16 protein-coding genes and 2 pseudogenes are annotated in these 22,899 nt (G+C 72.5%); 8 read left to right on the forward strand and 10 right to left on the reverse strand.

All coding sequences use genetic code 11. The features are described from left to right. Positions 1-3: 3 nt before the first annotated feature. The 8 genes from AMK22_RS00810 to AMK22_RS00845 all read right to left on the reverse strand — a co-directional run bounded on the left by AMK22_RS00810 (position 4) and on the right by AMK22_RS00845 (position 8,956). Positions 4-933, reverse strand: a complete 930-nt coding sequence (locus AMK22_RS00810) for a 3-hydroxyacyl-CoA dehydrogenase family protein (RefSeq protein ID WP_079185842.1) — start codon at positions 931-933, stop codon at positions 4-6. Then, positions 926-2,002 carry an HAD-IIIC family phosphatase gene (locus AMK22_RS00815; protein WP_073781233.1) on the reverse strand — a complete coding sequence of 359 codons (1,077 nt, stop codon included), beginning with the start codon at positions 2,000-2,002 and terminating at the stop codon, positions 926-928. Before AMK22_RS00815 ends, AMK22_RS00810 begins: the two co-directional genes overlap by 8 nt. After that, the gene (locus AMK22_RS00820; protein WP_073781234.1) at positions 1,999-3,165 is read right to left on the reverse strand and encodes an acyl-CoA dehydrogenase family protein; all 1,167 of its coding nucleotides are present in this window, start codon (positions 3,163-3,165) and stop codon (positions 1,999-2,001) included. Before AMK22_RS00820 ends, AMK22_RS00815 begins: the two co-directional genes overlap by 4 nt. Continuing rightward, the gene (locus tag AMK22_RS00825; RefSeq protein WP_073781235.1) at positions 3,149-3,418 is read right to left on the reverse strand and encodes an acyl carrier protein; all 270 of its coding nucleotides are present in this window, start codon (positions 3,416-3,418) and stop codon (positions 3,149-3,151) included. The genes AMK22_RS00820 and AMK22_RS00825 overlap by 17 nt, the downstream gene beginning before the upstream one ends. Further along, a complete protein-coding gene (locus AMK22_RS00830) occupies positions 3,415-4,350 on the reverse strand; it encodes a 3-oxoacyl-ACP synthase (protein WP_079185873.1) in 936 nt (311 codons plus the stop codon). Before AMK22_RS00830 ends, AMK22_RS00825 begins: the two co-directional genes overlap by 4 nt. Before the next feature lie 476 nt (positions 4,351-4,826). Beyond that, complete coding sequence (locus tag AMK22_RS00835) at positions 4,827-5,756, reverse strand: NmrA family NAD(P)-binding protein (protein WP_073781236.1); 930 nt, start codon at positions 5,754-5,756, stop codon at positions 4,827-4,829. Between the two features lie 321 nt (positions 5,757-6,077). Continuing rightward, entirely contained in the window at positions 6,078-6,917 is an 840-nt protein-coding gene (locus tag AMK22_RS00840) for an SDR family oxidoreductase (protein ID WP_391667912.1), read from the reverse strand. Between the two features lie 191 nt (positions 6,918-7,108). Then, a complete protein-coding gene (locus AMK22_RS00845; RefSeq protein WP_073781237.1) occupies positions 7,109-8,956 on the reverse strand; it encodes a glycoside hydrolase family 15 protein in 1,848 nt (615 codons plus the stop codon). Positions 8,957-9,348: 392 nt separating this feature from the next. Here AMK22_RS00845 and AMK22_RS00850 point away from each other — a divergent pair, with 392 nt between their 5' ends. The 5 genes from AMK22_RS00850 (at position 9,349) to AMK22_RS00865 (ending at position 13,082) form a co-directional block, all read left to right on the forward strand. Then, positions 9,349-10,026 (forward strand): GAP family protein, encoded by a 678-nt coding sequence (locus AMK22_RS00850; RefSeq protein WP_073781238.1) that lies wholly within the window; start codon positions 9,349-9,351, stop codon positions 10,024-10,026. A gap of 26 nt (positions 10,027-10,052) precedes the next feature. Beyond that, positions 10,053-10,193, forward strand: a complete 141-nt coding sequence (locus tag AMK22_RS39365) for a hypothetical protein (RefSeq protein ID WP_158072018.1) — start codon at positions 10,053-10,055, stop codon at positions 10,191-10,193. A gap of 103 nt (positions 10,194-10,296) precedes the next feature. Further along, complete coding sequence (locus AMK22_RS00855) at positions 10,297-10,509, forward strand: ferredoxin (protein WP_073781522.1); 213 nt, start codon at positions 10,297-10,299, stop codon at positions 10,507-10,509. Beyond that, positions 10,496-11,866, forward strand: a complete 1,371-nt coding sequence (locus AMK22_RS00860) for an NAD(P)/FAD-dependent oxidoreductase (RefSeq protein ID WP_073781239.1) — start codon at positions 10,496-10,498, stop codon at positions 11,864-11,866. Before AMK22_RS00855 ends, AMK22_RS00860 begins: the two co-directional genes overlap by 14 nt. A 31-nt stretch (positions 11,867-11,897) precedes the next feature. Further along, the gene (locus AMK22_RS00865) at positions 11,898-13,082 is read left to right on the forward strand and encodes a cytochrome P450 (protein WP_073781240.1); all 1,185 of its coding nucleotides are present in this window, start codon (positions 11,898-11,900) and stop codon (positions 13,080-13,082) included. Between the two features lie 165 nt (positions 13,083-13,247). On the opposite strand, the gene AMK22_RS00870 is transcribed toward AMK22_RS00865, so the two are convergent. After that, positions 13,248-13,592 (reverse strand): hypothetical protein, encoded by a 345-nt coding sequence (locus AMK22_RS00870; protein ID WP_073781241.1) that lies wholly within the window; start codon positions 13,590-13,592, stop codon positions 13,248-13,250. Next, positions 13,592-13,933, reverse strand: coding sequence for a hypothetical protein (locus AMK22_RS00875; protein WP_073781242.1), 342 nt, complete (start codon positions 13,931-13,933; stop codon positions 13,592-13,594). Before AMK22_RS00875 ends, AMK22_RS00870 begins: the two co-directional genes overlap by 1 nt. A 679-nt stretch (positions 13,934-14,612) precedes the next feature. Between AMK22_RS00875 and AMK22_RS40455 the strand changes: the two are divergent. The 3 genes and pseudogenes from AMK22_RS40455 to AMK22_RS40465 all read left to right on the forward strand — a co-directional run. Next, a pseudogene (locus AMK22_RS40455) lies at positions 14,613-18,833 on the forward strand (beta-ketoacyl synthase N-terminal-like domain-containing protein); the annotation flags it as partial. 10 nt (positions 18,834-18,843) lie between these two features. Beyond that, a pseudogene (locus tag AMK22_RS40460) lies at positions 18,844-20,091 on the forward strand (polyketide synthase dehydratase domain-containing protein); the annotation flags it as partial. A 108-nt stretch (positions 20,092-20,199) separates the two neighbouring features. Continuing rightward, positions 20,200-22,857: a type I polyketide synthase gene (locus AMK22_RS40465; protein ID WP_242433804.1), complete on the forward strand. Its 2,658-nt coding sequence runs from the start codon at positions 20,200-20,202 to the stop codon at positions 22,855-22,857. The last annotated feature ends 42 nt before the right edge of the window (positions 22,858-22,899 follow it).

Genomic DNA, 22,899 nt, shown 5'->3' on the forward strand with positions numbered 1-22,899 from the left:
CGATCACCGGGTCTCGTAGGAGTGGAAGCCGCGGCCGCTCTTGCGTCCGCGGTGCCCCCGGTCGACGAGGTCCCGCAACAGGGCGGTGGGCTCGAAGCGGGGGTCGCCGGTGGTGTCCCGCAGGACGACGAGGGAGTCCAGCACGGTGTCCAGACCGATCAGGTCGGCGGTCCTCAGCGGCCCCATGGCGTGTCCGAAGCAGTCGGTGAAGACGCGGTCCACGGTCTCGGCGTCGGCGGTGCCCTCCTCCACCCGCGCGGCGGCGTCGTTGATCATGGGCATCAGCACCCGGTTGGAGACGAAGCCCGGGGCGTCGCGCACCAGATGGGCGCGTTTGCCGATGCCTTCCAGCAGGCCGAGGACGGTCTTCAGGGTCTCCTCGGAGGTGCGGGCTCCGCGTACCACCTCGACCGCGTCCTTGAGGTGGGCGGGGTTCATGAAGTGGGTGGCCAGGACCCGGTCGTGGCGCCCGGTGTGACCGGCGAGGATCTCCACGGGGATGGCGGAGGTGCAGGAGGCGATGACGGTGTGCGGGGCGCAGGTGGCGTCGAGCGTCCGCAGGATCTGCTCCTTGACGGCCATCCGTTCGGGCCCGCACTCCACCACCAGGGCCACGTCGGCGAGTTCGGCCGCTTCCGTCACCCACCGCACCCGTCCGAGGACCGCGGCGGGCGGAGCCTCGGGCGCGGGCCGGCGCAGCAGCCGGGCGGCCCGGATGCCGGCCCGCAGCCGGCGCTCGCCGTCCGCCAGGGCCGCCGGGTCCGGATCGTGGAGCGTGACCGGGTGGCCGGCCTCGGCGAAGCTCTGCGCGACCCCGGCCCCCATGGTGCCCGCGCCGACCACGCCGATCGGCACCCGGGGCGGTGCGGCCGGGGCCGGCCCGCCCCGCTCGTCGGCGACGGCACGGTCGCCGCGGCGGTCGGTGCTACTCATCGGAGCCTCCAGACGGGATGACGAGCCGTACGTGGTCGGGAACGGCGGGCGGAGCCGCGCCGGGCGGGAACTCCAGCACCAGGGGCTCACCCTCCGCGGCCGGGCCGGAGCCCGCCTGCGGCCGGAACCCCGCGAAGCGCAGGTTGACGAGCATCGCCCGGTTCACGGCCGTGGGGACGAACTCGGCCTCGGGCCGCCGTCCTTCGTCCAGGGCCCCGCGCACCACATGGCCGATCAGGGCCGGGCCGATGCCCCGGGACATCACCCGGCAGGAGAGCAGCAGCAGGCGCAGCACGGTCCGGTCTCCCACCTGTTCGGTGACCACCAGGCCGACGGTGCCGTAGGAGCCGTAGACGTCCTGGAGCTGCGCCACCATGACCCGGTGGTCCGGTGAGCGGCTGAGCTGCCGCAGCTCCGCCAGGTCGTAGGTGCGGCCCGTGGTGTTGAGCTGGTGGGTGCGGACCGTCAGTTCGTGCGCCCGGGCGAAGTCCCCCTCGGTGGCCTCCCGCACGGTCAGTTCCAGAGCGAGGGAGGCGAGGAAGTCCCCCGGCGCCCCCTCGTACGTCTCCTGGGCCCGGCGGCGGCTGCTCTCCGCGCGGTACATCTCCCGACGCCTGCGGGACTCCTCCGTGAGGTGCCCGGGGCGGAACTCCGGCAGTTCGGGGAGGGCCGGGATCCGCTCCGGTTCGTAGCAGCGCACGCGGGGGTGGGCGGAGGCGACCTCGGCGCGCTCCACGGGGTCGTTGTCGACGAAGGCGAGGCTGTCGATGCCGATGCCGAGCACCTCGCTGATCCGGTGCACCGAGGCGGACTTGGCGCCCCAGCCGATCTCCACCGCCGTGAACAGCTCCGCCAGCCCGAGGCGCGCCAGGTGGGCGGTGGCGGTGGCGTGATCGCCCCGGCTCGCCACCGCGTGCAGCACACCCCGCTCGTCGAGGGTGCGCAAGGTGCTCAGGGTGGCCTCGGCGGGCCGGGGGTCGTCCCCCTCCAGCAGGGTGCCGGTCCACAGGGTGTCGTCCAGGTCCCACACCAGGCACTTGACCGTGGCCCCGTGGGTGTCCGCCGTCATGGCCTCGCTCCGTTCGTGCGGGGCGCCGCGGGGACGCCGAGGTCCCTCAGCAGCCGGTCGGCGATGTGCATCTCGGCCACGTGCTGTGCTCCTTCGATGATCTCCATCACCTTGGCGTCGCGGAACAGTCTCCCGACCCTGCTGTCCGGGGCGCACCCGGCGGAACCGAGGATCTGCACGGCGTCGCGGGTGACCGTCGCGGCCGCGTCGGCGGCGGCGTACTTGGCGAGGATGGTCTCGTGCACGGCACGGCTCGGCTCGCCCGTCCGGGCCCGCGCCGCCCGCAGGCACAGCTCGCGCGCACCGGCGGCGGCGACCGCCGAGCGGGCCAGGCAGGAGCGCACCAGTTGGTGGTCGGCGAGGGGCGTTCCCCCTTGTACGCGGGTGCCGGCGTGGGCGACCGCGTCCCGCAGACCGGCCTCCGCCATTCCGACGCAGCCCCAGGCGACCGTGTGGCGCCCGTGGTCCAGGACGGTGGCGGCGACGTGGGACAGCCCCAGACCGACCGGGGCGACGAGGTGGTCGCGGGGTACGCGCACCGCGTCGAAGGCCAGGTGCGCGATCCGCGCGGCCCGCATACCGAGCTGTCCGGTGACGGGCTCCCTGGTCACTCCCGGCAGGTCGCCCTCCACCAGCACCGCTGCCAGGCCCCCCGGAGCCCGGCCCAGCACCAGGAAGACGTCGGCGAACTGCCCGCAGGTCACCCACCTCTTGCGGCCACTCACCACGAGGTGGTCGCCGTCCTCCTCGACCGTGGTGCCCAGGTGTGCCAGGGCGCTGCCCGCCTCCTGCTCCGTGGCCGCGAACCCGGCGACCACTTCCCCGGAGGCCAGTGCGGGAAGCCAGTTCTTCCGCTGCTGGGCGGTGCCCCAGCGGCGAAGCCCCGCGGCGACCATGCCCTGCACGGTGACCAGTCCCCGGACCGAGCTGCACACGCCGCCCAACCGGGCGCAGATCTCCCCCACTTGACGCGGGTCCGCACCGGCACCGCCGTACTCCACCGGTACGTCCGGAGCGAGCAGCCCGGACCGGGCCAGGTCGCGCGCCACCTCGGCCGGCAGCCCTTCGGACCGGTCCCACTCCGCCGCCGGAAGCGCCCAGCGCCCGGCCAGCTCCTCGGCCTCCCTCTCCAGGGCCGTCGCGGTCTCAGGCGAAGGAGTCATCGCCGGGCACCAGCTCGAAGTGGCCCTTCTTGGCCCGTACGAACCGGGCGATCCGCGCCGCGGTGCGGAAGCTGTCGAGGTCCAGGTCCTCCACCTCGACGGTGACCGCGAAACGCTCCTCGACGAAGGTGACGAGTTCGAGCGCGAACAGTGAGTCCGCCAGTCCGAGGGCGAAGTAGTCGTCGTCCGGCTCGACAGGCCGCCGCAGGGCCTGGGTGAGGAACTCGGTGACCTGGTCGGTGATCTCGTTCACGCCGTGGACTCCTGGGGGCCTATCTGGACCAGTAGCAGGCTCCAGGCCGCCACCGGACTGACGTTGATCAGCACGGCGTGGTCGCCGTCGGAGAGCCGGCCGTCCTCCAGGGCCGACCAGAGGTTGAGGAAGACGTCGTTGGGGCCGAGGTGACCGTGGGTGCGCAGGTTCTCCCGGCAGGAGGGGAGAAGTGCGAGGTCGAGGGATTCCTCGGTGAAGGTGTGCCCGCCGACGGACAGGTTCTGGCTCACGAATCCGCGTATGTCCGCGCGGGTGAGCCCGTTGCGCCGCAGCAGCCGGTCCAGCAGGGATCTGAGTCTGTTGCGGGTCTCGACGGCGAGCCGGAAGGAGTAGGTGCGCCGGTCCGTGCACTCCTCGCGCCACTGCGACGGGTGCCGGTCCCGGTGGTCGACGTGGAAGAGGTCCCAGTACCGTCCGTCGGTCTCCTGCACCTGGTCGCGGAGCCGGATCCGCCCCTCGCGGCCCAGCAGCAGGGCCTGCCCGCCGTCGCCGTTGACGGTGACCGGGTGCCGGTAGCGATGCTCGGAGACGGGCTTGCTGCCGTGGGCGACCAGCACCGGTCCCATCTGCGGATCGGCGGCCAGCAGCCCCCGGGCGGTGAGCAGGGCCGGGGTCACCGAGACGCAGCCCAGTCCGCCCACGGTGAAGGTGAGCGCGCCGGTGGCGCCCAGCAGCTCCTGGAGACGGGTGGCCTCGGAACTGAGCAGCGTCCCCGGCGCACGCTGCTCGACCACCAGCAGCGCGCCCAGGTCGGCGGCCGCGACCCCGGTGTCCTCCAGTGCCCGGCGCGCGGCCCGTTCGGCCAGGGTGGTCGCGTCGGCTTCGTCCACCCCGACGGTGTCGATGCCCAACTGCGTACAGGCCGCCCGTTGTTCGGGGGGCAGTGCGGAGAGCATGGGCAGCTCTGCCACTTTCAGCGAGACCGGGGGAAGGTAGGAGGCCACCGTCCTGACCGCGAGCGGCGCGAACGGCGCCCGTGCGCCGGAATGGGTCACTGGCTCTCCCTCCGTGAGGTGGCTGGCTTCCGCCCCCAATTCCAGCCACGCCACCACACCCCTTCAAGGAGTTTTGGGCATGGTCGAACCGCGGCGGCGCGAGGAGGGGGTGCCGCGCCGGGCACGTCGGCGACCGCCGCGGACGCGTGTACCGGTCGCCCCTCCCCCCTCGCGCGGATGGCATCCCCCTGGGGGGACGAGGCAGCGATCCGACAGCGGAACGCCTGCGCCACCTGCGAGGCGACGCCCGAGAACGGAGACTTCGCCGAACCACCTTCGTGTGGAGCGCTTCCCACACATGTCTCGCATGCGCAGAGGGTCACCCCCGCGGGGGTGTCGTCCTTCCCTCGGCGAAGCGGCCCGGTGGGTGAGACATGCGGTTGAGCTCGGCTTCAGGAGCTGAACAAGCTGGGATTCTCACGGACGTATTCGGCCACCCCTGTAGGAGGTCGCCTGGTGACCTGCTCGACCCCTTCTGCCTTCCGGTCGTATCGATTCTCCGCATGAAGGCGAGCCATGGTGGTGATGTGCTGGAAGGCATGCTCGGGCAACCCCAGCGGTCCGAGATCGTCGTCGATCCATTCCTGCAGGGGAATGTCGGCGTACTCGACCGGTCGTCCCAGAACTGTCGAGACCTCCGCCGCCATGGCGGCGATGTCCTCCGAGCGCGGGCCGGTCAGCTCGTAGATCCTGCCGATGTGCGGGGCCGGGTCGGCCAGGATCTCCTCCACGACCGCGGCGACATCACTGGCTGCCACAGGGGAGGTTTTCGCCCGGCCGAAGGGCAGTCTGATGGTTCCGTACCTCGCGATCGAGGAGAAGCCGGCACGGAACAGAGGGTTTTCCAAGAACACGGTGGGTCTGAGCTGGACAACCGGCAGGCCCGACCAGTCGAGAACCTGCTCCACCAGCCACTGCTGCCGCTGCTGCACGGACTCGGAGCTGCTGGTGAGATCCATCTCGGAGACAGTCAACTGCGACATGTTCACGAATGCTTCCAGGCCCCCGTGCGCACGCGCGACGGCCGTCGCCGTCAAGGCAGCCTGCAGATACTGCGCCGACACACTCATACCGAAGTACATGCGTGCACAGCCGGCCAGGGCATCGGCTACGTCGCCCGCGCGTGTCAGGTCTCCCACGACGACCTCGGCGCCGGTCGCACGCAGCGCCTGCGCCCGCTCGTCGTCGCGACGCACCATGGCCCGGACGGGCAGGTCACGTCGTCGAAGTCCCTCGACCACGGATCGTCCGACCGCGCCGACACTGCCCGCCGCGCCCGTCACCAGAATCGGCGGCACGCCGGCTTCTCGGGTGCGATTCATAGCCGCAGCCTGCGATGCGCACGACCACGGCGCAACCGGAGCCCGGCGGGCCTGCCGTCCGCGTCCGAAACGTCCCGCTCGGCGAGCCGCAGCACAACATGGCGGCGCTGGAACGCGCGGCGACCGAACGGACAGCGGCCATCCGTACGCCCCTGATGGCCGCACGCACACCGCGCCCGGTCCGGTCGATTCGGCGTCTGCCGCCAAGACCACGGCTGTCCGGAACACCCCGGAACTCATGGCGCCGAAGCCTGCCGGCGCCGCCGCGCGCCGCCATGGACCCCGCCCCGGCCACAGAGCCCGTCGGCAGCGGAACCGGGCTCACCCGCCCGTGGCGAAGCCGGGAAAGAGTGTCATGCCGCCGTCGACGTAGAGCGTCGCACCCACGACGTAGTCGAAGAGGTCGGAGGCCAGCGCCGCCACGGCCGTGGCAATGTCCTCCGGATCGCCGACGCGGTCGTAGGGGATGAAACGAAGCAGGTCGGCTTCGGCCTCGGGAGAATCCCAGGCGCTGCGATTGATCGGGGTGCGGATCGCCCCGGGGGCTACGGCGTTGACCCTGATCTTGTGGGGTGCGAGTTCCTGAGCCAGGGTTTCCATCATCAGCATGACACCGCCCTTGGACGCCGCGTAGTTGACGTGTCCGGCCCAGGGAATCATCTGGTGGACCGAGCTCATGCAGATGATCTTCCCTGCGGACTTGGACACCTCTGGTACGACGCCACGGCGCAGGAACTCCTTTGCCGCCTCGCGGGCGCACAGGAACTGGCCGGTCAGGTTGACGTCGAGGACCTTCTGCCACTGCGACATGGTCATGTCGATCGCGGCGGCATCGCGTTGCAGGCCGGCATTGGCCACGAGGATGTCGATCGTGCCGAGTCGATCGACCATCCTGGAGACCATCTCGACCACTTGGTCCTCTTGGGAGACGTCCGCCTCGTGCGCGTAGGACCGCACACCGAGGTCCTCGATCTGCCGCACCACGTCCTGGGCCGCTTCGGCACCGGAGACATAGTTGACCACGACATCGGCACCCATTCTCCCCAGGCCGATGGCGGTGGCCCTGCCGATGCCGGAGTTCGCCCCGGTGACCAGCGCCTTCTGTCCCTTGAGCAGCGTATGCGTGCTGCTCCGGCCCCCTTCACCGACACTGCTGCCCACCGGCTTCTCCCTCTCCGTACTGATCTCACGGAACGGAAGCACCGGCATCAGGATCGGGACGGGAGACGGCGCCCGCACCTGGCCCGTCTGCAGCACAATTGTCAGGCCAACGGCTCAGCCCTTCCCGCCGCCTGCACGTCATCGTCAACGGCTTCGGGGACCGGGCCGAACGCGAGGACGGGCCCGGTGGCTCACCGTTCTTCCCAGGGGGCGTCCAAGGCTTCGGTGCGCTGCCGGTCGAGGGCATCGTCCAGCGTAGTGGCGGCCATGATCAACGACAGATGGGTGAACGCCTGCGGGAAATTGCCCAGTTGCTCACCGCTGGGGCCTATCTCCTCGGCGAACAGACCGACGTGGTTGGCGTAGGTCTGCATCTTCTCGAAGGCGTAACGCGCCGGACGCAAGCGCCCGGCGCGGGCGAGGGCGTCCACGTAGAGGAAGGTGCACAGGCTGAAGGTGCCTTCGGAGCCACGCAGTCCGTCGGGGGACGCCTTGGGGTCGTAGCGGTGGACAAGGCTGTCCGACACGAGGGTGCGTTCCATGGCGTCGAGCGTGGACAGCCAGCTCTCCGTCTTCGGAGTCAGGAAGCCGACCCGGGGGATGAGCAGCAGCGCGGCATCGAGGACTTCGCCTCCGTAGTGCTGCACGAGAGCCTGCTCCTTCTCGTTCCAGCCGTGTTCCATCACCTGTTCGAGAATGGCATCACGAGAGGCGGTCCATCGCGCCGTGTCGGCAGGACGGCTGTACTCGGCCGCCAGGCGCAGCCCCCGGTCGAAGGCCACCCAGGACATCACTCGGCTGAAGGTGAAGTCCTTGCGCCCGCCTCGGGTCTCCCACACGCCCTCGTCGGGCCGGTCCCAGGAGTCGGCAAGCCAGTCCAGTGTCCGGGCGACGTTCTTCCAGCCGTGATAGCCGGTCCGCATGGTGATCTCGCCGCCCTCGGCCAAGGCGTAGAGTGCCTCGCCGTAAATATCCAGCTGCAACTGATCGGCGGCGCCGTTCCCGGCTCTCACCGGATACGAGCCGCGATAGCCCTCGAAGTGCGTGAGCTCCTCCTCCGGCAGCCGAGGATCTCCGTCGATGCGGTACATGATCTGCAGCGGTTCGCCTCCGGCGCCCTCACGAGCGCGGAAGCGGTCTCCCAGCCAACGGGTGAAGTGCGCCGCTTCTTCGACGTACCCGAGGTCGAGCAGGGCCCGCACCGACAAGGAGCCGTCGCGGATCCAGGTGTACCGGTAGTCCCAGTTGCGTTCCCCGCCGATCTGCTCGGGCAGACCCATGGTGGCTGCGGCGATCGGAGCGCCCGTCGGAGCATAGGTGAGCAGTTTGAGAGTGATGGCCGATCGGTTCACGACACCCGGCCAGCGCCCGCGGTACCGGGAGGCGCGGACCCAGCGCTGCCAGAATTCCACCACGTCCCAGAACTGCCTGATCACGCCGTCCGGTGTCGGAGGAACCGGAGGCCGGCTGTCCACGGTGTCGACGGTGAACACCGCGGCGGCCACCTCCCCCGCGTTCAAGGTGACGACGCCCCGCACGTCCTTGCCGTCCGGCTGCAGGGGGAATGTGCTCTGCGCGTACGCGGTGACACCCGGGGCCCGAAAGGTGGCGGTGCCGTCGCGGAGGTCCAGCTCGTGGTCGGCCCGGCCGTAGTCGAACCGCGGTCGGCACTCCAACACGAAGCGCATGCTGCCACGTACTGCCCGCACTCCGCGGATCAGCGTATGCCGGTCGGTGGCCCTGCCGGTTCGGCCCGGCAGCATGCAGTCGAATATCTCCCCGACCCCGTCGGGCGACAGGAAACGCGTCACCAGGACCGCGGTGTCGGGATAGTAGAGCTGCTTGCACGTGGCGTTCCTGGCCTCCGGAGCGAACAGGAAATGGCCGCCGCGATCATGATCGAGCAGGGCGGCGAAGATGCTGGGCGAGTCGAACCGGGGGGCCGCGAACCAGTCGACGACCCCCTGCGAAGAAACCAGGGCAGCGCTCTCAAGGTCGCCGACGATGCCGTGGTCGGCGATGGGCGGGTAACGATCCATCGTCCTGTCCCCTTTCCGGGGTCCCTTTTCCACTGTCGCCCTGGTCTGCCAGGGATGCCAGGGGTGGCACCGCACGGACCGGGTACGCGAGCGGCGCTCAGGACGCGGGGTCGCCGATGCCCTGGCTCAAGAGGTCCGGGCCGCCGCGTCGCCACGGGATGCCCCTTTCCTCCGATCGGGGCGAGGACGCTCCGATCGGGGCGAGGACGCTCGGCCCGGCCTCCGGCCGAACGACGGCACTTCGAGGGCACGGCCTAACCCGATCGATGCCGATATCGCGCGCGAAGGGCGACGCCGCGTGACGATGGCCGTGGTCCCTGGGTTCGGCGAGCGGCCCGCTGCCTCGGCCGCCCGATCCCCTACCCGATCCCCCTATCCGTGAGGAGGCCGCCTTGGGACATGCGGTCGGCGACGTGCTCGGCCTCGCGGCCGGTGTCACGATCAGCCCACTCCCTGTCGTGGCCGTCATCCTCCTTCTCACCACCCCACGGGGGCGCCTGAACGGCTCCCTGTTCTCGGTCGGCTGGATCCTGGGTCTGGCACTGCTGGGGGCGATCATGCTCGTGGTGGGCGGCCCGGGCGAAGCCTCCACGAACAAGCACCCGGCCACCTGGGTGGGGGCCCTGAAACTCGCCCTGGGCGTGTTGCTCGTCCTGTTCGCCGCACATCAGTGGCGACACCGCCCCACCGACCCCACAGAGGCCCGTCTGCCGAAGTGGATGGCGGCGATCGACCGTTTCACTCCGCCCAAAGTGCTCGGGCTGGGGCTGCTGCTGTCGGCAGCCAACGCGAAGAACGGCCCCCTGACCATCGCCGCAAGCGCCTCGATCAGCGCCACCGGAATCCCCGTACCGCAACAAATCGGGGCACTCGCCATCTTCGTGTTCATCGCCTCACTAGGAGTCCTCGCACCGCTGAGCGTCTATTTGTTCGCGGGAGAGCGCGCCAAGAGCATTCTCGGCACCTGGCGGAACTGGGCCGCCCAGCACAACGCCGCCGTCATGGCCGCCCTCTTCTTCGTCCTCGGACTCAAGCTGTTCGGCGACGGTGTCAGCATCCTCGCCACCTGACGAAGCCAGCCCGACCTTGCGAGAAGATGCTCAGCCGCGCCGACGCCCTCGGCCTGTGCGCCGAAGGGACCGGCCTCACCGCGGAGCAACCGAACATTTTCCCCGAGGCGTTCACACCCCCGAGCCTCACCGACACCGCGTTCGACCTCGACCGGGTAGTGGGCTGACGACCGCCCCGGCAGCGCCCCACGAGCAGTCACCGTGCGAGCCCGCGGTGCTCGGCTCATGCTGGAGGAAAAGGGGGGTGCGGCGACAGAGGAAGTGGTGGGGATGCGAACCGTTGTGGACCTCACGCGCTGTCAGGGCTATGCACAGTGCGTTTTCCTCGCACCAAAGATGTTCGAACTGCACGGCGAAGAAGGATTGCTGTACGCAACAGCTGTCCCCGACGACCAGGCCGAACACGTGCGCCAGGCTGCGGCGGCCTGTCCGGTCCAGGCCATCCTCGTCGGTGAAGAGGTGAATCCCGATGGCCGCCGGTGATCTTCGGGAGGGCCGGATCGTGGTCGTCGGTGCGTCCCTGGCCGGGCTGAGGGCCGCGGAGACGCTGCGCGAGGAGGGCTTCACCGGCTCCCTCACGGTGGTCGGGGACGAGCCCCATGCGCCCTACGACCGGCCGCCGCTGTCCAAGCAGGTACTGCTCGGCCAGGCGACGGCGGACACCACCGAACTGCCTGTGCGCCGGGATCCGGACGCCGATTGGCGGCTGGGAACGGCCGCCACCGGGCTGGACCCTCTGGAGAAGCGGGTCCTGCTGGCGGACGGAGAGTCGCTGCCGTACGACCGGCTGCTGATCACCACGGGGACCCGGGCGCGGCCCTGGCCCAACCCGGCGGAGGGCGCCCTGGACGGGGTGTTCACCCTGCGCACGCGTGAGGACGCCGCAGGACTGGCCGAGCGACTGGACGCCGGGCCGAGGCGGGTGCTGGTGATCGGTGCCGGTTTCACCGGCTCGGAGATCGCCTCGGCCTGCCGGGAGCGCGGACTGGACGTCACGGTCGCCGAACGCGGCCCCGCGCCCCTGGTGGGCGCACTCGGCGGCACCCTGTCGAAACTCGCGGCCGTCATGCAGCGCAACCACGGCGTGGACCTGCGCTGCGGGGTCACCGTCACCGCCCTGCGCGGGAACGGCGGCTTCACCGGCGCGGACCTGTCCGACGGCACGCGTGTCGACGCGGACGTGTGCGTCGTGGCGCTGGGGGCGGTACGCAACGTCGAATGGCTGGCCGACTCCGGACTGGCGGCGGGCCCGCGCGGGATCGCCTGCGACGCCGGGTGCCGCGCCTTCAACATGTACGGCATCGTCACCGACGACGTCTTCGTGGCCGGCGACGTCTCCCGCTTCCCCCACCCGCTCTTCGGCTATCAGATGCTCTCCCTGGAGCACTGGGGCAACGCGGTCGAGCAGGCCGAAGTGGCGGCCCACAACATGATCAACCCGGGGCCCAGGCAGCGCCCGCACCTGACCATCCCGACATTCTGGTCGACCCAGTTCGGGCTCAACATCAAGTCCGTGGGCGTACCGACCTTCTCCGACCACGTCGTCATCGCCCAGGGCTCTCTGGAGGCGCGCCGTCTGGCGATGGTCTACGGCTACCAGGGGCGGGTCACCGCCGCGGTCACCGTCGACATGGCCAAGTCGCTCGACTACTACCGGCACCTGATCGAGACCGCGGCCCCGTTCCCGCCCCCGCCCGGCGCGCTGGACCGCGCGCTCGCGGCCGACGTCCCGATTCCGTCCGACGTACCGGATCCGAAGGGGCTGTCCCACGGCCCCACCGTCGCGCTCACCGGATACCTGCCCGACCGTCGGCTGACCGTGCTGCGGCCCACGAGCTGACCCACGTCCCGTCCCATGACGAGGAGCCACCATGGCCTCCGAGACCCTGCTGGCACGGATAACCGACTACGCCAGCCGCCCCGACCCCTACCCGCTGTACGCGGAACTCCGCGCGGCCGGTCCCGTCGTACGGCAGGCGGACGACAGCTACCTGATCGGCACGTACCACGAGGTCGCCGCACTGCTTCACGACCCACGCATGAGTGTCGACCCCCGTACCCGTGGCGAAGTGACGCACAAGCCGCCGTTCCTGCGGCTCGACGACCCGGAGCACCACAGGCTGCGCACGCTGGCCATGCGGCCCTTCGGGCCACCGCACAGCCCGGGCCGGGTCGACGCCATGCGCGACGAGATCGACCGGCTCACCAAGGACCTGGTGGCGTCCTTCGAGGCAGGACGACAGATCGATGTCGTCGACGACTTCGCCTACCCGCTGCCCGTCACGGTGATCTGCCGTCTCCTCGGCGTCCCCCACGAGGACGAGCCGTTGTTCCGGGCCTGGTCCGACGCTCTGGTCACAGCAGCCGACGTCCGCCCCGGCCAGGACACCACCGAGGCGGACAAGGCCGGCGACCAGGCACGGATCGAGATGGGCGGATACCTGGTCGGCCTCGCCGAACAGCGCCGCGGCAGTCCGGGCGACGACATGCTCTCCGCCTTCGTCAACGAGCCGGATCCCGAGCTGCGGCTCACCCAGGAAGAACTCGCGGAAACAGCCGTACTGCTCCTCATCGCCGGACACGAGACCACCGTCAACCTGATCACCAACGGGGTGCTCACCCTGCTGCGCCAGCCCGAGCACCTGGACCACCTGCGCCGCGACCCCGGCCTGCTGCCTCGAGCCGTGGAGGAACTGCTGCGCTACGAACCCCCCGTCCACATGCGCGAACGCATCCCCCACTCCGACATCGACGTCGCCGGCACCACGATCCCCGAAGGCGCGTCCGTCGTCCTCGCTCTGGCCTCGGGCAGCCGCGATCCCATGAGGTTCCACGAGCCCGACCGGTTCGACCCCACCCGCCCGGACAACCAGCATCTCGGCTTCGGCAGCGGCATTCACCTGTGTTACGGCGGTCCCCTGGCCCGCATCGAGGCCCAGGCCGCACTCGGAGCGCTGCTTCCCCACCTGGGCGCGGCGCGCCTGGTCCAGGACCCGCCTCCCTACCGGCAGAACGCCATGCTTCGCGGTCCTCGGCACCTGCCCGTTCAGCTCTGATTCCGGCCCGTTCCCATGTGACGGCCCGTGCCCGTGTGACCGGGCAGGCTCGACGCCCGGGGCGCCCGGCGGCGTCGTCGGAGGGTGTCGCCACGACCCTGCGCCGAACGGGCTGCCGGGCCCGGCCCTTCCGTGAGGGGCCGGGCGCAGGTGCCCGACGGGCTGTCAGAAGGCGTGCCGAGCCTCGACGAGAGGCCGGTGTGTCCACCGGGCCCCCCTGGCCCCCTCGTCGCGCCTCATCCACACCAGGTGGCCGCCGCCCGCGTGCGCGGCCCGGGCGATGCGCTGCACCAGTTCTTCGCAGCGGTCCGAGGCCTCCCCCTCCGCGATGCCGTGGGCAGGGAGCCCGGCCCGCACGTCCTGGCGGACCACCTCCGGGCTGCTGAGGGTCACGTTCAGGAACGACGGCTGCTTCACGTCCCACCACACCTGCACGATGGTGTCGGCCCGCACCAGCCGTACGCCGAGAGCCTCGCTGCGCAGTTCCACCCAGACATCCGCGACCGCCATCAGTCCCGGCCTCCGGAAGATCCGCCGGATCTCCGCAGGCCGATCGCGTCGGCACCATCCGGGGCTTCGGCGACTTCCGCCAACGGCCGATCGGGACTCCACTCGTCCTCGGCTGCGGCTGCGGCTGCGGCTGCGGCTGCGGCCCGGTCGATGTCGCCGACCGGGCCGCCGGTCCCCGGCTGCGCGCGTCCGGCCCCGCCGTCGTGGTGCTCCGGCACGTCGAGCACCGCTCCCGGCAGCGGCCCGCCCGGGAAGGCGAGCTCTCGCTGCCACAGCTGCTGCGTGTCCCGGCCGTACCGGAGGAACTCCTCCCGCCCGCACTGCTGCCCGTGGTCCGTCATCGGCACCTCTTCCCGTCTCTTCCTCGACCGGCCAGAACCTCCCGTTCGTACCGGCCGCGCAGGACCCTCGTGGCGCTCCGGGCGCCCCGGGCGGCCGTCCCGATAGTCGGCGCCCCTCCCCCGGTTCCTGGCGCGGACCGGGCCCGGATCAGCCCCGCGAGTGAACAGGTTCCCCCAGGAAGCGCGCCGCGAGGACGCATCTCGGTAGCGCGTCGAGGCGGCGGCGCGCTACCCGGTGCTCGCGCGCGACCCGTCCCACCTGGGGCCCACCGGCGTGGCATCGACCCGAAAGGGCCGCCGCCGAGAGCCTTTCGGGTGGCTGGGGGCCCGCGGCGGTCCGCCCGTCGCTAGTGCTGTGGCCGGGAAGGTTCACCGGCTCGCGACGCCCGGCACGGCACCTCGCGGTGTTGTCGCATCACCCGCGTACGTCCAGTACGCGGACGATGCTCCGCCTTGCGATGCACCGCACCGGACGCCGCGAGCCACCCGGCAAACCTTCCCGGCCACAGCACTAGTGGGGAACCCGGTGAACCGTGCCGTCGTCCTCAACGGCAGGTCGTCTCAAGGAGGTCATGCGGTGGGTACGCACGCCGACATCGTCACACCGCTGCCGGAACTGCTCGGGAACCACGCCCGGCGCATCGGGGACAAGGTCTGTTTCCAGGACCGGTTCACGCGTGTGACCTACCGGGAACTGGAACGGAGGACCGCACGGCTGGCCGGTCACCTGGCAGGACTCGGCCTGGCGCGCGGTGACCGGGTGGCCGTTCTGCTCGGCAACCGTGTCGAGGCGGTCGAGAGCCTGCTCGCCGTCACCCGGGCGAGCGGCGTGGGCGTGCCCCTGGACCCGGGGAACTCGGAGCAGGAGCTGACCCGCTTGCTGGACGACAGCGGGGCACGCGTGCTCATCACCGATGACGCCTGCCTGACGCGGCGGCGAACGCTGTCGCTGCGCCACGGACTGACCGTGGTGGTGGCCGAGGGCGGCGACGAGGACGCGGCCGGGAAGTCGCCGTCGTACGCGGACTTCGAGGAACCTGCGGACCGGACCGGCAAGGCCGGGGGCCGGCCCGCCGCGGTCGCGGGCGGCGTTCTGCGGTACGAGGAGTTGGCGGGGACGGAGCCGCATACGCCGGCCCGGGACGATCTCGCGCTGGACGAAGTGGCCTGGCTGCTCTATACGTCGGGCTCCTCCGGTGTTCCCAAGGGTGTCCTGTCCACCCAGCGCAACCGCCTCGCGCCGGTCGCGACGGGCCTCGTCGGCGTCCTGGGCCTGTCCGAACGGGACCATGTGCTCTGGCCGTTGCCCCTCCATCACGCGATGAGCCAGGTGGTGTGCTTCCTCGGGGTCACGGCGGTGGGGGCGAGCGCGGTGCTGCTCCCCCGGTTCTCGGTGGCGGGAGTGCTCGGCGAACTGCGCCGTGGGGACGCCTCGTTCACCTTGCTCGGTGGGGTACCGACCACGTATTCGGCGCTGCTCGACGCGGTCGGGGGCGAGGAGAGCGGCGCGGACGGCGGCGGTCTCGGCGCCCTCGCGCTGCGGGGTTGCGTCAGCGGTGGCGCCGCGGCGGGACCCGGGTTCCGTGAGTCCTTCGAGGCGATCTGTCGTGTCCCCTATCTGGAGCACTACGGCAGCACGGAGGCGGGCCCGGTCACCATGCCGGCGCCGGGCGGGGCGACGACGTCCGGGGCGTGCGGCCGGGTGCTGCCCGGCACCCGGGTCCGGGTCGGCGGGGGCCCCGACGGGCGGGACGCGGGCGAGGGCGAGCTGTGGGTCAACGGGCCCGGGATCATGGCCGGTTACCACGGCAGGCCGGAGGCGACCGCGGAGGTACTGCGCGAAGGCTGGTTCCGCACGGGTGACCTGGCCAGGATCGATGTCTCCGGTGGCCTGGCCATCACCGGCCGGGCGAGTGAGCTGATCGTTCGAGGCGGGGTGAACATCCATCCCTCGGAAGTGGAGGCGGTGCTGCGGCGGCTGCCGGGGGTGGCGGACGCCGCCGTGGCCGGACGCCCGCACCCCGTCTTCGGCGAGGTGCCGGTCGGCTATCTGGTCCCCGGGCCCGGTGGCGAAGTGCTGGACAGGGGGCGCGTCCTCGCCGCCTGCCGTGCGGAACTGTCCAGTTCCAAGGTGCCCGTCGAACTGTTCGAGGTGGAGGGCATTCCCCGTACCGCCTCCGGGAAGACCCTGCGACGGGATCTCGCCGGCCTGCCGGCGCGGGCGCTGGGCGCGGAAGCCGCCGACAAGCCGTCGGAGGACCTGCTGGCCCTGGTGCGGAGCGAGGTGGCGGCCGTGCTCGGCCGTACGGCTCAGGAGGTGGAGCCGAGCACGGCGCTGCGGGACCTGGGCATGGACTCCCTGACGGCGACGGTGCTGCGGGAGCGGTTGTCTGCGGCGACCGGCCTGCCGCTCTCCGAGGCCGTCGCCTTCGACTTCCCCACGGCCGCCGCCCTCGCCGCCCACCTCGGGGAACGGAACGCCGCGGCCCCGGCCGGCACCGGACCCGTGGACCGGGGCGCGGCCCGGACGGACGACGACCCCGTGGTGATCGTGGGGATGGCATGCCGCTGTCCCGGAGACGTGACCTCTCCCGAGGAACTGTGGCGGCTGGTGGCCGACGGGAGGGACGCCATCGGTCCCTTCCCCACCGACCGCGGCTGGGACACCCGGGCGCTGTACGACCCCGCCCCCGGGCGGCCGGGACGGACGTATGTGCGCGAGGGCGGTTTCCTCTCCGGCGCGGACCGCTTCGACCCCGGCTTCTTCGGCATCTCTCCCCGCGAGGCATTGGCCATGGACCCGCAGCACCGGCTGCTGCTCGAAGTGGCGTGGGAGGCCTTCGAGCACGCCGGTCTCGTCCCCGGCACCCTGCGCGGCTCAGCGACCGGGGTGTATGTCGGGCTGATGTACAGCGACTACGCCCGCCACCTGACAAGGACGCCCGAGCACGTCGAGGGGTACCTGGGCCTCGGCAACGCCGGTAGCGTCGCCTCGGGCCGTATCGCCTACACCTTCGGCCTGGAAGGCCCGGCCCTCACCGTGGACACGGCGTGTTCCTCGTCCCTGGTGGCCCTGCACCTGGCGGCCCAGGCGCTGCGCCGGGGGGAGTGCGCCTTCGCGTTGGCCGGCGGCGCCACGGTGATGTCGGGGCCCTCGTCGTTCGTGGAGTTCAGTCGCCAGCGGGCGCTGGCTCCGGACGGCCGTTGCAAGGCGTTCGGTGCGTCCGCCGACGGCACGGGGTGGGCCGAGGGCGCCGGCATGCTGCTGCTGAGCCGATTGTCCGAGGCGCGCCGCGCGGGACTTCCGGTCCTGGCCGTGGTGCGCGGCTCGGCGGTGAACCAGGACGGGGCCAGCAACGGGCTGACCGCACCGCACGGGCCGGCGCAGCAGCGGGTGATCCGGCAGGCCCTCGCGGACGCGGGGCTGACTCCCGGGGACATCGACGCGGTGGAGGCGCACGGCACCGGCACCCGGCTGGGGGACGTCATCGAGGCGGAGGCCTTCTTCGCGACGTACGGGAGCCACGCGCGGCAGCGTCCCCTCCGGCTGGGCTCGGTGAAGTCGAACATCGGTCACACCCAGGCCGCCGCCGGAGTGGCCGGCGTGATCAAGATGGTGCAGGCGATGCGGCACGGGGTGCTGCCGCGTACGCTGCACGCCGACGAGCCGTCCCCCCGCATCGACTGGTCGACGGGGCGGATCGCGTTGCTGACCCGGGCGGTGGAGTGGCCCGCGGCGGAGCGTCCGCGCCGGGCCGGGGTGTCCTCGTTCGGCATCAGCGGCACCAACGCCCATGTGGTGCTCGAAGAGGCTCCGGACTGCGGGGAGGCCGCAGCGCCGGATGCCGGGGCTGCGCTTGAGGGTGCCGCACGTCCCGGACCGGTCGCGGTGGCCTTTCCGGTGTCGGCCAGGAACGCGCCCGGGCTGCGGGCCCAGGCACGACGGCTGTACGACCACGTGGTCGCCGCCCCTGATGCGTCCCTGGTGGACATCGGGCACTCGCTCGCCACCACGCGTGCGGTCTTCGAGCACCGGGCCGTGGTGGTGGCCCGGGACCGTGCCGAGCTGCTCGGATCCCTGCGGGCCGTGGCGGAGAACACGGAGGGTGGCGACCGGCCCGGAACGCACATGGGCACGTCCCGTCACCACGGCCCAGTGGCCCTGCTGTTCACCGGCCAGGGCAGCCAACGCGTCGGCATGGGCCGTGAACTGTACGAGTCGCGGGAACTGCATCCGGCCTTCGCCGGTGCGTTGGACGAGTGCTGTGCGCTGTTCGACACGCTGCTGCCGGTGCCCCTGAGGGACGTGGTGTTCGCCGGGCCCGGTACGGAGAGGGGCGCGCTGCTGCGTACGACGCGGTTCGCGCAGCCCGCACTCTTCGCCCTGGAGACGGCCTTGTTCCGGCAGTTCGAGGCCTGGGGGGTACGCCCCGGCCTGGTGGCCGGGCACTCGGTGGGCGAGGTGACGGCGGCCCATGTCGCCGGGGTGTTGTCCCTCGCGGACGCCTGCACGCTGGTGGCGGCCCGGGGCCGGCTGATGGACGCGCTGCCTCCGGGCGGCGCGATGGCGGCCGTGGCCGCCGGAGCCGACGAGGTGGCCGCCCATCTCGCCGGGACCGGGTGTGCGGTGGAGATCGCCGCAATCAACGGGCCCGCGTCGGTGGTCGTCTCCGGCGCCGAGGACGCGGTGCGGGAGGTCGCCGCGCACTTCCGGGAGCGCGGCCGTTCGGTGACCCCGTTGCGGGTCGGCCATGCCTTCCACTCCGCTCGGATGGAGCCCGTGCTGGCCGACTTCGCGGACGTGGTCCGGCGTCTGTCCTTCGCCGCGCCGCGGCTGCCCCTGATCACCGCCGTCGCGGGCCGGGCGGCCACCGACGAGGAGCTGTGCACACCGGAGTTCTGGGTGGACCATGTCCGCCGCCCGGTCCGCTTCGCCGATTCGGTGGCGCACCTGGGTGAGCGGGGCGCGGCACACTACGGTCGAACTGGGGCCGGACGGGGTGCTCACCGGCCTGGTACGGGATTGCCTCGCCTCGTTTGGACCGGCCCCGGCCGACCCGGACACGGGCGGAGCGGGCGGCGGCGGACGGGGCCCGGCACCGCTGGTCCTGCCGACCCTGCGCGGGGCGCGGCCGGAAGCGGACGCCCTGCTCGGCACGCTGGCCGCGCTGCACGCCCACGGCGTGCCCGTCGACTGGCGGGCCGTCCTCACCGGGCGCGGCGGGCGGCGCGTCGCACTGCCCACGTACGCCTTCCAGCGCCGCCGGTACTGGCTGGAGCCCGCTCCGGGGCGTCCGCCCGTGTCCCCGCCGTCCGAGCCGAGCCATCCGTTCCTGCGGTCGGACACCCGCACGGCCGACGACGAGTTGCTGCTGAGCGGGGTGCTCTCGGTGCGCGACCAGCCGTGGCTGGCCGACCATGTGGTGGCCGGGGAGATCCTGCTGCCGGCGACCGCTTTCGTCGAAATGGCCCTCCACGCAGGTGGGTTGGCGGGGGCGGACGTCCTCGACGAGCTCGTCCTCACCGCGCCGCTGCCCTTGCCCCCGGACGGTGCGGTCGCCTTGCAGGTGAAGGTGGCGGGGGCGGACGAGGCGGGACGGCGGACCGTGCTCTTCCACTCCCGGCCGCACACTCCGGCGGGCGACCGGCCCTGGCTCCGGAACGCCGCCGGCACTCTTTCTCCTGCGCGGCCGCCCGCGGACCGGGAGGCGGCCTCCGACGGGACCAACGGCGCGTCCTGGCCGCCGGAGGCGTCGACGCCGCTGCACGCCGACGGGCCGGGGACCGGACCGTACGAGCGGCTGGCCGCCGACGGGCTGCGGTACGGCCCCGCCTTCCAGGGCATGCGCGCCGCCTGGAGGCGCGGGGAGGAGTTGTACGCCGATGTCACGCTGCCCGAAGCGGCCCGGGCCCCGCGCCCGGAGGCGGACGGCCCTCAGTTCGTCCTGCATCCCGCACTGCTCGACGCGGCGCTGCACGCCCTGGCCCTGGACAGTCTTGTCGCGAACGGTTCCGGGACAGCCGGTCCGGCGGCCCGCGGGTTGTCCCTGCCGTTCGCCTTCGGCGGGGTGCGCGTGCACACCGGCCGCGTACGGCGCTTGAGGGTGCGGATGGCTCCCGGGCCCGACGGGCAGGCCGGAGTGGAGCTCACCGACGCGACGGGCTCACCGGTGGCGACGGTCCGTTCGCTGACGCTCCGGCCCCTTCCGCGTACCGGCGCGGCGACGGCGGACGCGGTCGCCGGTGCTCTCCACCGCACGGACTGGGTGCCGCTGCCCGAGCCGCCCGCCCCCGTGGCGATGCCCCGCTGGGGCGTTCTGGGCACGGCGGGCACACGGCTGGTGGACGCCCTCGCGCCCCCGGGTTCCGGCGTTGAGGTGTACCCGGGCCCCGCGGCGTGCGACGCGTCGTCGGCCGTCGTCGTGGCTCCGTGCCCGCCGCCGCCCGGCACAGGCGGCGGGACGCAGGACCAGGCCGCCGGATTGCTGCGGGCGGCGGACTGGGCGCTGGGGCTCGTGCAGGAGTGGCTCGCCGCGCCGCACCTGTCCCGCTCCCGTCTCGTCCTCGTGACGTCCGGTGCCGTCCATTCGGCCGACGACGGTCTCCCCGCGGACGGCACCGGTCGTGGGAACGACGGCCGGTCCGGCGAAACGACGTCCGTGCCGTTGCACACACCGGTGTGGGGGCTGGTCCGCTCGGCCCTGCGGGAGAACCCGGGCCGTTTCGCCCTGATCGACGTGGACGAACACCCCGACTCCTGGAGTGCCCTGCCCGCCCTGCTGGCCGCCGCGGTGCCGGAGGCGGCCGTACGCCGGGGGACTGCGTACCTGCCGAGGCTGGTGCCGGTGGCCGAGGCCGCACCGGAGCCGCGGAAGCGACGGCCGCTCGACCCGGAGGGCACCGTCCTGGTCACCGGCGGCACCGGTTCCCTGGGCATGCTGGTGGCGCGGCACCTGGTCACCGCCCACGGCGTCCGGCATCTGCTGCTCGCCGGCCGGCGCGGGCCGGACGCTCCCGGGGCCCGCGAACTCGTCGCGGAGCTGCGTGGGGCGGGCGCCCAGGTGGCCGTTCGCGCCTGTGACGTCGCGGACCGGAACGCGCTCGCCGCGCTGCTCGACACGGTACCGGCGGCCCACCCGCTGACCGGTGTCGTGCACTCGGCGGGGGTGCTGGACGACGGCGTCGTCACGGCGCTCACCGCCGACCGTCTGAGGCGGGTGCTGCACCCCAAGGCGGACGCCGCCCTCGCTCTGCACGAACTGACCCGCGGTCACGACCTGGCCGTGTTCGCGCTGTTCTCCTCGATCGCGGGTACCTTCGGCTCCGCCGGCCAGGCCAACTACGCCGCGGCCAACTGCGTACTGGATGCCCTGGCACGGCACCGGAGGCGACTCGGACTGCCCGGTACGTCGATCGCCTGGGGCCCCTGGAGGCAGAACGACGGCATGATGGCGCACCTCGGCGACGCGGATCGGCGACGGATGGCCCGCACCGGGTTCGGCCCGCTCGGGCCGGAAGAAGGCCTGGCCCTCTTCGACGCCGCCGTGGCCGGTGACGAACCCGTGGTGGTGGCGGCCCGCCTCGCCCCGTCCGCCCTCCGCGGCGGCCCGACGGCGGACCGGCTCCGAACGCCCGATGCCGACAGGGGCGACGGGGGCGGGGACCGACCCGGCCGGGCGCCGGCGGCTGCTCCCCCCGGCGAGCAGAGCGGACTGCTGCTCACCAAGGTCCGGACCCTGGCCGCCCGCGTCCTGGGCCACCAGGAGGTGGCGAGCGAGATCGACGAGGACACGCTGTTGGCGGACCTGGGGCTGGACTCCTTGGCCGCGGTCGATCTGCGCAATGAACTCGCGGCGTGGACGGGGCTGGCACTGCCGTCCACGCTGCTGTTCGACTTCCCCACGCCGCGCGCGCTCGCCACCGAGCTGACGCGGCGGTATGCCGCCGAGGCACTCCCTGTGGGCGCCGCGTCCGGCGACCCGGTACCGCCCGAGGCCGCCGACGCCCCGGGCTCCCCGGACCGACCGGCGGACGACGGCGCGGGGGGCGGTCCGCGGGCGGACGCTCGGCCGCACGTCCGGGCGCAGGCCGCCGACGCACCGCACGCAGGGGAAGCTCCGGACTCCCTGGGCGCGCTCTTCCGTACGGCGTGCGCCCGGGGACAGAACTGGGACGGCATGGCGCTCCTCACCGTCGCCGCGCGCCTGCGCCCGGTCTTCGACGGGACCGGGGCGCCCGGTGCGACGCGCGGACCCGTCATGCTGGCGGCGGGCGGTGCGGGGGCGCGGCTGGTCTGCTCCCCCGCGCTCAGCGCGCTCTCCGGACCGCAGGAGTACGCGCGCCTCGGTGCCGGGCTGCGGGGGCTGCGGCCGGTTTCCGCGCTGCGGCACCCGGGGTTCGAGCCCCGAGAGGCTCTACCGGCCACGCTGGCCGCCCTCGTCACCGCCCAGACCACCGCCGTCCGCGCAGCCTCCGCCGAAGGCCGTCCGGTGCTGCTGGGACGGTCGGCCGGCGGCTGGGTGGCCCATGCCGTGGCCGAGCGTCTGCAGTCCGAGGGCGCCGCCCCGGCGGCCGTCGTCCTCGTGGACACCTATCCCCCCGTCCACGCCGACCGGGGGCAGGCGCACTCGGCGATGACGTCGGACATGCTGCGCCGGGCGGCGGAATTCGCCTCCGCGGAGCCCGACCGGCTCACCGCCATGGCCCGGTACTTCGAGCTCTTCAATGACTGGAAGCCCGCGCCGCTCGCCTGTCCCACCCTGTACGTACGGGCCCGGGACCCTCTGCCCGGCACCGGATGCGCTCCGGACTGGAGCCTGCCGCACGCCGAGGTCACCGTGCCCGGGGACCACTTCACCGTGCTGGAGGAACACGCCCGTACCACCGCACTCGCCATCCACCGATGGCTCGACGGCCGGGTCTGAGGACGTTCCGGAGAGGCAGGGGTGCGGGTGCGGAACAGCTCC

It is taken from the genome of Streptomyces sp. CB01580 (assembly GCF_001905795.1).
In the GTDB taxonomy this organism is placed as follows: domain Bacteria; phylum Actinomycetota; class Actinomycetes; order Streptomycetales; family Streptomycetaceae; genus Streptomyces.

Excerpts from the sequence above, each read along its gene's own strand:
- AMK22_RS00810 (WP_079185842.1), bottom strand. The coding sequence starts at position 933 with ATGAGTAGCACCGACCGCCGCGGCGACCGTGCCGTCGCCGACGAGCGG.
- AMK22_RS00815 (WP_073781233.1), bottom strand. The coding sequence starts at position 2,002 with ATGACGGCGGACACCCACGGGGCCACGGTCAAGTGCCTGGTGTGGGAC.
- AMK22_RS00820 (WP_073781234.1), bottom strand. The coding sequence starts at position 3,165 with ATGACTCCTTCGCCTGAGACCGCGACGGCCCTGGAGAGGGAGGCCGAG.
- AMK22_RS00835 (WP_073781236.1), bottom strand. The coding sequence starts at position 5,756 with ATGAATCGCACCCGAGAAGCCGGCGTGCCGCCGATTCTGGTGACGGGC.
- AMK22_RS00845 (WP_073781237.1), bottom strand. The coding sequence starts at position 8,956 with ATGGATCGTTACCCGCCCATCGCCGACCACGGCATCGTCGGCGACCTT.
- AMK22_RS39365 (WP_158072018.1), top strand. The coding sequence starts at position 10,053 with ATGCTCAGCCGCGCCGACGCCCTCGGCCTGTGCGCCGAAGGGACCGGC.
- AMK22_RS00855 (WP_073781522.1), top strand. The coding sequence starts at position 10,297 with ATGCGAACCGTTGTGGACCTCACGCGCTGTCAGGGCTATGCACAGTGC.
- AMK22_RS00860 (WP_073781239.1), top strand. The coding sequence starts at position 10,496 with ATGGCCGCCGGTGATCTTCGGGAGGGCCGGATCGTGGTCGTCGGTGCG.
- AMK22_RS00865 (WP_073781240.1), top strand. The coding sequence starts at position 11,898 with ATGGCCTCCGAGACCCTGCTGGCACGGATAACCGACTACGCCAGCCGC.
- AMK22_RS00870 (WP_073781241.1), bottom strand. The coding sequence starts at position 13,592 with ATGGCGGTCGCGGATGTCTGGGTGGAACTGCGCAGCGAGGCTCTCGGC.
- AMK22_RS00875 (WP_073781242.1), bottom strand. The coding sequence starts at position 13,933 with ATGACGGACCACGGGCAGCAGTGCGGGCGGGAGGAGTTCCTCCGGTAC.